This is a genomic window from Rhodococcus sp. 27YEA15, assembly GCF_049739425.1.
Classification (GTDB): domain Bacteria; phylum Actinomycetota; class Actinomycetes; order Mycobacteriales; family Mycobacteriaceae; genus Rhodococcus_F.
Window position 1 is genome coordinate 5038422 of sequence record NZ_JBMHHW010000001.1, and the last position, 12279, is coordinate 5050700.

Consider the following 12279-nt stretch of genomic DNA (forward strand, 5'->3'; position numbering starts at 1 on the left):
CACAAGGCTGTCGTCCAGCAGGACCGACAGGCATGAAGGAGTAGCCAGATGTCGCCTAACGCCTCGACGCCCGCCTCTCTCACCGAGCCGGAGCACATCTTGTTGCAAGCCCGCAACGTCGAGTTCGACTGGGCCGACCTTCCCATGCACTGGATTCCCGGCGACCCCTTCAGCACCCACGTCCTCAACGTGTTGCATCTGCTGCTGCCGGCCGGTGAGGAATGGTTCGTCGAAACCTTCAAGGAAGCACTGCCCCTCATCGAGGACGAGAAGCTTCGCGAAGACGTCGTCGGTTTCATCGGCCAGGAGGCCATGCACTCCAACGCCCATTCCGGTGTCCTCGTGCACCTGAAGGAAAACGGACTCGACCCCACGCCCTACACCCAGCAGATGGAATGGGCGTTCTCGAAACTGCTCGGCCCCCGTCCGATGACAGGCCTGCGTGCCGAGAACCACCTGGTGGAGCGCTTGGCGATCATCGCTGCCATCGAACACATCACCGCATTTCTCGGCGACTGGGTACTCAACGCCGACGGCCTCGACAAAGCCGGAATGCACCCGACCATGCTCGATCTGCTGCGCTGGCACGGAGCCGAAGAAGTCGAACACCGCTCCGTCGCCTACGACGTGATGCGCTACTTCGACAAGCGTGAGACCCGCCGCATCCGCACTCAGATTCTCGTCACCCCCATGATCGTGTGGTTGTGGATCCGAGGCACCAGATTCCTGATGCGTAACGATCCCGAACTCGCTGCGCAGGCACCGCGCCGTCGACGTCCGCACCTGTCCGACTTCGTCGCAGCGGGAAAACGTGGCACAGTTCCCACCACGTTCGAGCTGGTCAAGCGGATGTCCACATACTTCAGCAAGTCGTATCACCCCAGCAACGAGGGCTCCACCTCCCAGGCGGTGCAGTACCTGGCATCGTCACCCGCAGCCCAGGCAGCGGCGCGATGATCTCGCTCTCGAGGGTCAAGGAAGTCATCTCCGGCCACGACGGTCTACCGCGGCTCGCGGCCCCACCGGATCTGTCCGGCCGCAACCGCCCCGATCGCGCCATGCGGATCACGGAGTTGTTGGCGGACAAGTACCTTCGAGTATTGACCGCGTACGACTACAATCCGGACAGCGCCGGCCACAACCCGGACAGCGCCATGACCATGGTGGTCACCGATCGCGTCGTGGTCGCGACCGACGAGAACGTGGTGCGTCTGCGATTCGAATCCGTCGACCGCTCGCCGATCCCCGCCTGGCATCCCGGCTCGCACCTCGATTTCCACCTGCCGTCCGGACTGCGCAGGCAGTACTCCCTGTGCGGTGATCTCGCAGACCGCACCGGATACAGCGTCGCCGTACGCCGAATCCCCGACGGTGGTGGTGGATCGATCGAAATGCACGCTCTCCAACCTGGTGATCGAGTCACCGTTCGTGGGCCGCGCAACGGCTTCCCGTTCGTCGGTGAAGGCAGCGCTCTCTTCGTGGCCGGTGGCATCGGAATCACGCCGATCATCGCAATGGTCCGTGCAGCAAGGCAATTGGGGATGGACTGGCACTTCGTCTATTCCGGTCGTTCTCGTGAATCCATGCCTTTCCTCGAGGAGATCGCCGGCTGGGATCAAAGTCGGGTCTTCGTTCGGCCCGACGATGAATACGGACTGCCCACTGCCGCAGACCTTCTCGGTCGCGCTCCGGACGGGGGAGCGGTGTACTGCTGTGGCCCGACGCCCATGCTCGACGCCGTTCGCCGCGGTTTCCGTGAAACACCATCCACTGCTTTGCATTTCGAAAGGTTCGGGGCGCCGCCCGTTGTCGACGGCAAGGAATTCGAAGTGCAACTGGTCAACTCGGGTCAGGTGCTGACCGTGCCCGCCGACGAATCCGCGCTCGACGTGATCAAGAAGACCTTGCCCGGCGTCGGATACTCCTGCCAACAAGGATTTTGCGGAACCTGCCGCGTGAAGGTTCTGGCCGGAACCCCCGACCATCGGGAGAAGCGCCTCACCGACACCGAACAGGAAAACGAGATGTTGATCTGCGTATCCCGCGCCGACGGCGGACGTCTCGTCCTCGATCTCTAGGACGTCCCGTCCCCGACTCCAGAAGGGTATTTCCGACAATGACCAAGCCCGCTGCCCGCCATGCCGTGACCGCCCGACGTGTCACCCACGGTGACGTCAGCCTCGCCGTGTTCGAACAGGGCAAAGCCGACGCCGAAACCATCGTGCTGGTCCATGGCTGGCCTGACACCCACGAGTTGTGGCAGCGCGTCGCACCGTTGCTCGCCGAGGACTACCGCGTCGTCAGCTACGACAGTCGCGGCGCGGGGGAGAGCACCGTCCCCTCGAGGGTGCAGGACTATCAACTCGGTGCACTGGCCGGTGACCTGTTTGCCGTCATCGACGCCGTGAGCCCCGGCACACCTGTGCACGTTCTCGCACACGACTGGGGATCCGTCGAGACGTGGGAAGCCGTCTGTGAACCGGGGGCCGACGCCAAGATCGCGTCGTTCACATCCATCTCCGGACCAAATCTCGATCACCTCGGCAAGTGGATCCGAGCCAGCGCGTCGAAGCGTCGGTTTCTCGGTCCCGCTGCGCAGGGTGTCGCATCGGCGTACACGGTGCTGTTCCAGGTTCCCGGACTCTGCACCCTCCCGTTGCGCCTGTGGTTCTCCAGGCACTGGCCTGCGTTTCTCGGTTTCTTCGACCGCCTCGACCCGAAAGTGGTGGGCACGGCGCCGACCCTCGCCGACGACATGGTCAACGGCCTGAAGTTGTACCGGGCGAACATCAGGCCTTCGCTCGGCAAGCCGCGTGAGCGGTACACGGACATACCGGTTCAGCTGGTGTTGAACAAATTCGACAAGGCGGTTCGTCCCATCGGCTACGAAGACACCGAGAAGTGGGTCTCCGACCTGCGACGACGTGAGATTCCGGCGGGGCACTGGTCACCGATCTCACATCCGGGCGAGGTTGCCGAACATACGCGGGCGTTTATTGCGAGCCTGCGATCACGTCGCTCGGTGAAGCAAAGTTCCTAGCGTTTCACCCTCAGTTGATCGTAATAATTCGTCTGCGGCGCAACCAGGGGTGTCATTGACCGCTTGTAGTCGGTGCTTACCAGTAAGATGGTTTTTGGTAACTAGCGGCAACATTTCTCGACCCCGCTCCGACGACACCCGCAAGGGCATGCTGGCGGCTGCGCTCGAGTATTGACGGAGAAGGAGAGCTACCCACCCGTGGCTGCCCAGAAGTCAGATACAAGCACTTCCAGCAAGGACTACAACGCCTCGTCCATCACAGTCCTCGAAGGACTGGAAGCGGTACGTAAGCGACCAGGCATGTACATCGGTTCCACCGGTGAGCGCGGCCTGCACCACCTCATTTGGGAGGTCGTCGACAACTCCGTCGACGAGGCCATGGCCGGATACGCCACCAAGGTCGAGGTGACCCTCCTCGAAGACGGTGGCATCCGCGTCGTCGACGACGGCCGCGGCATCCCGGTCGGCATGCACGCCTCCGGTGTCCCCACCGTCGAGGTCGTCCTCACCCAGCTACACGCAGGCGGAAAGTTCGACTCCGACTCGTACGCGGTGTCCGGTGGTCTGCACGGCGTCGGTATCTCCGTCGTGAACGCGCTGTCCACTCGGCTCGACGTCGACATCAACGTCGACGGTTACCGGTGGCAGCAGACGTACACCGAGTCCAAGCCGGGCGAGCTCGTCCAGGGCAACGCCACCAAGGAGACCGGTACCACCGTCAGCTTCTGGGCTGATCCGACCATCTTCGAGACCACGCGCTACAACTTCGAGACCGTCGCGCGTCGTCTGCAGGAAATGGCGTTCCTCAACAAGGGATTGACCATCACGCTCACCGACGAGCGGGCCGAGGTCGTCGACGACGAAGCCGTCGAGGTTGCCGAGGCACCCAAGTCGGCTGCCGACGAAGCACAGGAAGCCGCCGAAGCGGCGCCCCGTAAGGCGAAGACCCGGATCTACCACTACCCCGGTGGCCTCGAGGACTACGTCCGGCACATCAACAAGAGCAAGAGCCCGATCCACAACTCGGTGGTCGGATTCACCGCCAAGGGAACCGGCCACGAGCTCGAGGTCGCGATGCAGTGGAACTCCGGCTACTCGGAGTCCGTGCACACCTTCGCCAACACCATCAACACGCACGAGGGTGGAACGCACGAAGAGGGTTTCCGTGCCGCCTTGACCACCGTGGTGAACAAGTACGCGCGCGACAAGAAGCTGCTCAAGGAAAAAGAGCAGAACCTCAACGGTGACGACATCCGTGAGGGTCTCGCCGCCATCGTCTCGGTCAAGGTCGGCGAGCCCCAGTTCGAGGGCCAGACCAAGACGAAGCTCGGCAACACCGAGGTCAAGTCGTTTGTGCAGAAGGCCTGCAACGAGCACCTGCAGCACTGGCTCGAGGCGAATCCCGCCGACGCGAAGACCATCGTCAACAAGGCGGTCTCGTCGGCGCAGGCCCGCATCGCCGCCCGTAAGGCACGCGAACTGGTGCGTCGTAAGAGCGCCACCGACCTCGGTGGACTGCCCGGCAAACTCGCCGACTGCCGCTCCAACGACCCGGAGAAGTCCGAGATCTACATCGTGGAGGGCGACTCGGCCGGTGGCTCGGCCAAATCCGGTCGCGACTCCATGTACCAGGCGATCCTGCCGCTGCGCGGAAAGATCATCAACGTCGAGAAAGCGCGCATCGACCGCGTCCTCAAGAACACCGAAGTCCAGTCGATCATCACCGCTTTCGGCACCGGTATCCACGACGAATTCGACATCGCCAAGCTGCGCTATCACAAGATCGTGCTCATGGCCGACGCCGACGTCGACGGCCAGCACATTGCAACACTGCTGCTCACGCTGCTGTTCCGTTTCATGCGCCCGCTGGTCGAACACGGCCACGTGTACCTCGCGCAGCCACCGCTGTACAAGCTCAAGTGGCAGAAGGGTGCGCAGCCCGAATTCGCGTACTCCGACCGTGAGCGCGACGCGATACTCGCCGCCGGCCTCGAGTCGGGCAAGAAGATCAACAAGGACGACGGTATCCAGCGTTACAAGGGCCTCGGTGAGATGAACGCCAAGGAACTGTGGGAAACCACCATGGACCCGACGGTTCGGGTCCTGCGTCTGGTCACCCTCGACGACGCGGCCGCTGCCGACGAACTCTTCAGCGTGCTGATGGGCGAAGACGTCGAAGCCAGGCGCAGCTTCATCACCCGCAACGCCAGGGACGTCCGTTTCCTCGACGTGTAGGGCCTGCGGCCCCTGTGCGCCTTTTCGGTGGTCCCGACTACCGAAAATGCGCGCAGGGCGCGTGCGCCCCATCTTCTTCTTAAGAAAGTGAACTCATGACCGACACCACGTTGCCACCGGACGGACCGCAGCACGACCGGATCGAACCGGTCGACATCCAGCAGGAAATGCAGAACAGCTACATCGACTACGCCATGAGCGTCATCGTCGGTCGCGCTCTGCCGGATGTCCGGGACGGCCTCAAGCCGGTGCATCGCCGCGTGCTGTACGCGATGTACGACAACGGATATCGTCCCGACCGCGGATACGTGAAGTCCGCCCGCCCCGTCGCCGAGACCATGGGTAACTACCACCCGCACGGCGACTCCTCGATCTACGACACCCTGGTCCGCATGGCCCAGCCGTGGTCGCTGCGCTACCCGCTCGTCGACGGCCAGGGCAACTTCGGTTCCCGCGGCAACGACGGCGCCGCCGCCATGCGTTACACCGAGTGCCGGCTCACGCCGCTCGCGATGGAAATGCTGCGTGAAATCGACCACGAGACAGTCGATTTCACCCCGAACTACGACGGGAAGACGCAGGAGCCCACGGTCCTGCCCAGCCGGGTGCCGAACCTGCTCATCAACGGGTCCAACGGTATCGCCGTCGGCATGGCCACCAACATTCCGCCGCACAACCTGCGTGAGGTCGCCGAGGCCATCTACTGGGCCCTCGACAACTACGAAGCCGACGAGGAAGCCACCCTCGAGGCCGTCATGGAGTGCGTCAAGGGACCCGACTTCCCGACCCATGGTCTGATCGTCGGCGGCCAGGGAATCCAGGACGCCTACCGGACGGGTCGCGGATCGGTCCGCATGCGCGGTGTCGTCGAGATCGAGGAAGACGCCAAGGGCCGCACCACGATCGTCATCACCGAGTTGCCCTACCAGGTCAACCCGGACAACCTGATCACCTCCATCGCGGAACAGGTTCGTGACGCCAAGATCGGCGGCATCTCCGACATCCACGACGAATCCTCGGACCGCGTCGGCATGCGCATCGTCGTCACCGTCAAACGCGACGCCGTCGCGAAGGTCGTGCTGAACAACCTCTACAAGCACACCCAGCTGCAGACCAGCTTCGGCTGCAACATGCTTTCCATCGTCGACGGAGTGCCGCGCACCCTGCGTCTGGATCAGATGATCCGTCTCTACACGACGCATCAGCTCGAGGTCATCGTCCGACGCACCAAGTATCTGCTCCGCAAGGCCGAAGAACGTGCCCACATCCTGCGCGGCCTGGTCAAGGCACTCGACGCACTCGACGAGGTCATCGCGCTCATCCGTGCGTCACAGACCGTCGACGTCGCCCGCGCCGGTTTGATGGAACTCCTCGACGTCGACGAGATCCAGGCCGACGCGATCCTCGCGATGCAGCTTCGCCGTCTGGCTGCACTCGAGCGTCAGAAGATCGTCGACGAGCTCGCCGAGATCGAGATCGAGATCGCCGATTACAAGGACATCCTGGCAAAGCCGGAACGTCAGCGCACGATCGTGCGGGACGAGCTCAAGGAAATCGTCGACAAGTACGGCGACGACCGCCGTACCCGCATCATCGCCGCCGACGGGGACGTCAACGACGAGGATCTGATCGCCCGCGAAGACGTCGTGGTCACGATCACCGAGACCGGCTACGCCAAGCGCACCAAGACCGACCTGTACCGCTCGCAGAAGCGCGGTGGCAAGGGCGTCCAGGGTGCCGGCCTCAAGCAGGACGACATCGTCTCGCACTTCTTCGTCACCTCGACGCACGACTGGCTGTTGTTCTTCACCACGAAGGGCCGTGTCTACCGCGCCAAGGCGTACGAGCTGCCAGAGGCGAGTCGCACCGCTCGCGGCCAGCACGTCGCGAACCTGCTGGCATTCCAGCCGGACGAGCGCATCCAGTCCGTCATCCAGATCAAGACGTACGAAGATGCGCCTTACCTGGTCCTCGCCACCCGCAACGGTCTGGTCAAGAAGTCGAAGCTCACCGACTTCGACTCCAACCGCAGCGGCGGCATCGTCGCGATCAACCTGCGCGACGAGGACGAACTGGTCGGCGCCGTGCTCTGCTCCTCCGACGACGACCTGCTGCTCGTCTCGGCGCAGGGTCAGTCGATCCGCTTCTCCGCCACCGACGAGGCTCTGCGCCCGATGGGCCGCGCCACGTCCGGTGTTCAGGGAATGCGCTTCAACGGCGATGACGAACTACTCTCCCTCAACGTCGTACGCGAAGGCACGTTCTTGCTGGTCGCCACCTCCGGCGGCTACTCCAAGCGCACCGGCATGGAGGACTACCCGGTTCAGGGTCGCGGCGGCAAGGGCGTCTTGACCATTCAGTACGACAAGAAACGTGGCACTCTGGTCGGAGCGCTCATCGTCGACGACGACGACGAGCTGTACGCGATCACCTCGGGAGGCGGCGTCATTCGTACCGCTGCCAAGCAGGTACGGAAGGCCGGACGTCAAACAAAGGGCGTTCGCCTGATGAACCTCGGCGAAGGTGACACCCTATTGGCTATTGCTCGCAACGCCGACGAGCCGGAAGAGCTCCTCGACGCCGCGAACAATGCCGACAGTGCCGACGACGGAGCTAAGGAGTCCTAGTGAGCTCTCCCGACCAGCCGGGCAACGACCAGAAGCGCGCGAGCGTTTCCGGTCAGGTGCCCCCGAAGCCTGAGCAGAGCGCTGCTCCGGCCGGGACGAACAGCTCGAAACCGCCGGTAGGTCAGCCGGCGAGAGATCCAGGTCAGCCTGCTGCGTCGGCATCTATTCCGGCGCAGCAGGCTCCGACCCAGGCGCAGCCGACGGTTGCGCAGTCCCGCGGCGGTCAAGTCCCGCCGTGGCAGCGCGGAGCGCAACGGGCTGATGCTGCTCGGCCGACACCGCAGGCTGATGCTGCTCGGACGGGAGCCGACAAGCCGGTGGAGCCGGCTGCGCCGGTGAAGCCGGAACCGGCCGCACCGGAAGCCAAGCCGTCGCAAGCAGTCAAGGTGCCGCCGCCCGTGAAGCCGAATCCCACTTCGGAGCCGGCCAAACCGGCCGTCGCCGAAGCTTCGAAGCCGAAGCAGGTCAAGGCCCCGACCTCGCCGAATCCGACGTTGGCCAAGGCGCCGCAGAATGCACCGGCTGTGCCGCAGAATGCACCGCCGCAGAGTGCACCGGCTGTGCCGCAGAGTGCACCGGCTGTGCCGCAGAATGCACCGGCTGTGCCGCAGAATGCACCGGCTGTGCCGCAGCGGGAACCGCAGACCAACATCATTCGGCCAGGCGTCGATACCGCCAAGAGTGGTGTCCAGAAGTCCGCTCCGGGTGGTCCACGACCGGTGCAGCCGACCAAGAAACCCGTCGACGATCAGGGGCGCCCCGCTGCGGGCACTGCCGTCGACGCGGGGAAGGATCGACCGCCGACGCCGCCCACTCGACCGGTGGTGACCGGAACTGCGGCACCGGGTGCGAATAGTCAGCCTGCATCTCGAGCGAAACCGGCGGGTGCGCCAGATCCCAAAGCGGTCGCGGCCGTCATCGACGGGCCGACTCGGCATATCGATCGCAAGGATCTGCCGAAGGACATGCCGGATCTCTCCGAGGCGAAGCATCCGCTACCGCAGACGATTCGTAGTGAGAAAAGTCACGCCGCGAATGCTGAGGTGGCCGACGGTGCTCCGCTGCGTGCGACGGTGCAGGTTCGACGAATCGACCCGTGGTCGACGCTGAAGATCACCTCGGTGATCGCCGTATCGCTGTTTTTCGTGTGGATGGTTGCGGTCGGTCTCTTGTACGTCGTGCTCGACGGTATGGGCGTCTGGGATCGACTGAACAACGCGTTCACCGACATCGTGGCCGACGGCGGGTCGGACGGTCTCGTGACTGCCGGTGAGGTCTTCGGCTATGCCGCTCTGATCGGGGTGGCCAACATGGTGCTCTTCACGGCCCTCGTGACGATCGGTTCTTTCATCTACAACCTCTGTTCGGATCTGGTAGGCGGCGTCGAGGTAACTCTCGCCGACCGCGACTGACCTGCGGAAACGTTGCCCCGCCGGAGCCGTTTTGGTGTCAGCGGCCCGGTGGGGTAATCTTTGAAATCGGTTCAGGGGCCTATAGCTCAGGTGGTTAGAGCGCTTTACTGATAATGAAGAGGTCGGAGGTTCAAGTCCTCCTAGGCCCACTCCCATGTACCGCGAAGGGTTGTCGGAATGAAGGTTTTCCTGCTTGTCGGGGCCTCGATTCTGATCTCCCTCGGAGTTGCCACGTTGATCAAAAGTCGGCGCGGAAACCCCGTGTGGCACGAGTTGGAAACAGGATAGGAAATAGGTAGTCTGACTCCGGTCGGAAAACCGAACGGGGCCTTAGCTCAGTTGGTAGAGCGCTGCCTTTGCAAGGCAGATGTCAGGAGTTCGAATCTCCTAGGCTCCACAAGTACGTTGCAAGGAAAGCCACCCTCCGGGAAACCGGAAGGTGGCTTTTTTCGTTCCGGTGGCGCTACCTGCTCGCCCGGAGGGCGGCCGAGATCAACGGCCACTGCGCACGCCAATTCTGCTGCGCCCGACACCACTGTCAGTTCGCGATGCCGGGGCAGCGATCGTGGCATCGTCCGGGTGAAAACCTCGGGTTGACCAGATGCACGATCCCGGAAATCGAGAAAGCGGCAATCAAACCGCGAGCGGTGGGGGTGAGCGCCGACATGTCGTCACGGTACGCCCGGTGTCGCGTCCGCCGTGTCGTTCCGGATTCAACCAGCATTTGACCACCGTAAATACCGGCAACCGGACATCCTCCGCTTACGATTCCCGAATGAAACGTGTGTGGGAAGGTGTGCGGCGCTATTGCGCGACGCTGCACTCGGTCGGCCTTGCGGTCGGCCTGGTCTTTTTCGTCCTCTCGATGAGCCCGTCGCTGTTACCGCGTGCCTGGTACCTGCAAGGAGTGGCCACCGGCATCTCCGTCGCCATGGGCTACGCCCTCGGTGTGACCGCCGCCTGGATGATCCGCAAGTGCGGGGTGGAACCGACCTGGTCCGATCGGACCAAGAAAATCGGTTGGCGCGTCCTTGCCGTTCTGGCGATCATCCTGATTCCGCTGTTCCTGATTCTCGGATCCTGGTGGCAGCAGATCGTCCGCGATCTGGTCGAAGTTCCGCGTACCCAACAGCTGAATTACCTGCTGGTCCTGGTGATAGCGGTAGCGGTCTGGTTCATCCTGCTCGAGGCGGGCCGGGGCCTGCGGTATCTCACCAACAAACTCACCGCCGTCGCCCTGCGATTCGTCCCCAAGGAAGCCGCGAAGGTTGCCAGCTTGGTCGTCGTCTTCGCGCTGGCGATCTTCGTCGTGAACGGCGCCCTGTACAACGGCCTCATCGCCTTTGCGAACTGGAGTTTCTCCGGCGCCGACAACGACACCCCCGACGGCATCACCGAGCCTCTGATCGCCGAGCGCAGCGGCTCGCCCATGTCTGCCGAACCGTGGGACACCCTCGGCAGGGAAGGTCGTACCTTCATGGGAAGTGGACCCTCCGCCGAAAAGATCACCGAGGTGACCGGCCGCGAGGCGAAGCAGCCCATTCGCGTGTACGCCGGCCGCGAGTCGTCCGACTCGATCAACGGCGTCGCACAGCGTGTCGTCGACGAACTCGTCCGCACCGGCGGCTTCGATCGCGGCACTCTCGCCGTCGTCACCACCACCGGTCGCGGCTGGGTCAACGACGACGTCGCCTCCGCCTTCGAGTACACGCAAGGTGGCGACACCGCCATCGCCGCAATGCAGTACTCGTTCCTTCCCAGCCCGCTGGCGTTCATCGCCGACCGTGAAACCCCGATGGCTGCCGGTCAGGCCCTGTTCAACGCTGTCTACGCGAAGTGGATCGACCTGCCGCTCGACAAGCGTCCTAAACTCGTCGTCTTCGGTGAGAGTCTCGGATCGTACGGCGGTCAGGCTGCCTTCGCCGGAGCGCAGGACATGACAACTCGTGTCGACGGAGCGCTCTGGGTGGGAACCCCCAACTTCACCGCCCAGTGGCAGGCGATCACCGGAAATCGCGACTCCGGTTCACGCGAAGTTCTACCGGTGATCGACGAGGGGCGCGCGATCCGTTTCGCCGGCGATCCCGAAGATCTCGAACTGGACGCGCCCTGGAACGACTCACGCGTCGTGTACTGGCAGCACGCCAGCGACCCGATCGTCTGGTGGTCCTTCGACCTACTCCTCAACCAGCCGGACTGGCTCTCCGAACCACTGGGCCGCGACGTCGACCCCGGGATGAGGTGGATACCGCTCGTGACGTTCTGGCAGGTGACGCTCGACATGGTGTTCTCCGCCGACGTACCGTCCGGTCACGGCCACAACTACGGTGCCGAGGCGGCGGACATGTGGGCTCGGATCCTGCACCCGGAAGGCTGGACGCAGGCCGACACGGACGCGGTACGCAGCGCCCTGACGAACAACTTCCAACCCACCAAATAGGGACGGAGAAAGCCCGGAACACCGACGTGTTCCGGGCTTTGTCAGATCGAATTCAGGACTTTTCTTCAGCCTTGTCCGCGGGCTTCTCCTCGACTCGCGGGGGAGCAGGGGCCACCGGGGGATGCTCGCTACGACGATTCTTGAAGAACACCGCTCCACCGGCCACCGCAGCACCCGCGATCAGGAACAGCACGACCCGCTTACGTCCACGCGGCTTCGCGGTCTTCTCGACCCGCTCGGCGGACCGGTTGGGTAGCTGCTTGGCTTTCGCGACGCCCTTCTTCGCTACTGCGGCGCTTTGGCGACCCAGGAACACGCCGACCTGTCCGGCCCCACGAGCCAGCGATGTCGCGACCACCGCGGCGATCCGACGAGCATTGTCGGCAGCGTCGGATTCCTTGATCCGGGTGGCGGTTTCCTCGAGATACGCGGCAGTGTCGTCGAAGGTCTCCTCGACGCGTGCCCGCGCATGATCGAAGGAATCGGGCAGCTGTGTGCTGAGAGACTCGGTCACTCGTGTCATCC

The 12279-nt window shown here is 63.6% G+C and carries 8 protein-coding genes and 2 tRNA genes; 9 read left to right on the top strand and 1 reads right to left on the bottom strand.

All coding sequences use genetic code 11. The annotated features are described in order from the left end of the window. The first annotated feature begins 48 nt into the window (after positions 1-48). From ABH922_RS23565 to ABH922_RS23605, 9 genes are all read left to right on the top strand, one after another. Entirely contained in the window at positions 49-957 is a 909-nt protein-coding gene (locus tag ABH922_RS23565; protein WP_424809237.1) for a metal-dependent hydrolase, read from the top strand. Beyond that, positions 954-2078, top strand: a complete 1125-nt coding sequence (locus ABH922_RS23570) for a PDR/VanB family oxidoreductase (protein WP_424809238.1) — start codon at positions 954-956, stop codon at positions 2076-2078. The genes ABH922_RS23565 and ABH922_RS23570 overlap by 4 nt, the downstream gene beginning before the upstream one ends. 38 nt (positions 2079-2116) lie before the next feature. Next, positions 2117-3040, top strand: a complete 924-nt coding sequence (locus ABH922_RS23575) for an alpha/beta fold hydrolase (protein WP_424809239.1) — start codon at positions 2117-2119, stop codon at positions 3038-3040. A gap of 198 nt (positions 3041-3238) precedes the next feature. Beyond that, on the top strand, positions 3239-5275 hold the full coding sequence (gene gyrB / locus ABH922_RS23580; RefSeq protein ID WP_424809240.1) for a DNA topoisomerase (ATP-hydrolyzing) subunit B: 2037 nt from the start codon (positions 3239-3241) through the stop codon (positions 5273-5275). A 95-nt stretch (positions 5276-5370) separates the two neighbouring features. Next, positions 5371-7902: a DNA gyrase subunit A gene (gene gyrA / locus ABH922_RS23585; protein WP_424809241.1), complete on the top strand. Its 2532-nt coding sequence runs from the start codon at positions 5371-5373 to the stop codon at positions 7900-7902. After that, positions 7902-9314: a DUF3566 domain-containing protein gene (locus tag ABH922_RS23590; protein ID WP_424809242.1), complete on the top strand. Its 1413-nt coding sequence runs from the start codon at positions 7902-7904 to the stop codon at positions 9312-9314. The genes gyrA and ABH922_RS23590 overlap by 1 nt, the downstream gene beginning before the upstream one ends. A gap of 75 nt (positions 9315-9389) precedes the next feature. Further along, positions 9390-9463 (top strand) — tRNA-Ile (locus ABH922_RS23595). 175 nt (positions 9464-9638) lie between these two features. Beyond that, a tRNA-Ala gene (locus ABH922_RS23600) sits at positions 9639-9711 on the top strand. A gap of 378 nt (positions 9712-10089) precedes the next feature. Beyond that, a complete protein-coding gene (locus ABH922_RS23605; protein WP_424809243.1) occupies positions 10090-11754 on the top strand; it encodes an alpha/beta hydrolase in 1665 nt (554 codons plus the stop codon). A 52-nt stretch (positions 11755-11806) separates the two neighbouring features. Here the strand turns inward: ABH922_RS23605 and ABH922_RS23610 are convergent, their stop codons facing one another. Beyond that, positions 11807-12277, bottom strand: a complete 471-nt coding sequence (locus tag ABH922_RS23610) for a hypothetical protein (protein ID WP_424809244.1) — start codon at positions 12275-12277, stop codon at positions 11807-11809. Positions 12278-12279: the final 2 nt, after the last annotated feature.

Excerpts from the sequence above, each read along its gene's own strand:
- ABH922_RS23610 (WP_424809244.1), bottom strand. The coding sequence starts at position 12,277 with ATGACACGAGTGACCGAGTCTCTCAGCACACAGCTGCCCGATTCCTTC.
- gyrA (WP_424809241.1), top strand. The coding sequence starts at position 5,371 with ATGACCGACACCACGTTGCCACCGGACGGACCGCAGCACGACCGGATC.
- ABH922_RS23565 (WP_424809237.1), top strand. The coding sequence starts at position 49 with ATGTCGCCTAACGCCTCGACGCCCGCCTCTCTCACCGAGCCGGAGCAC.
- ABH922_RS23570 (WP_424809238.1), top strand. The coding sequence starts at position 954 with ATGATCTCGCTCTCGAGGGTCAAGGAAGTCATCTCCGGCCACGACGGT.
- ABH922_RS23575 (WP_424809239.1), top strand. The coding sequence starts at position 2,117 with ATGACCAAGCCCGCTGCCCGCCATGCCGTGACCGCCCGACGTGTCACC.
- ABH922_RS23605 (WP_424809243.1), top strand. The coding sequence starts at position 10,090 with ATGAAACGTGTGTGGGAAGGTGTGCGGCGCTATTGCGCGACGCTGCAC.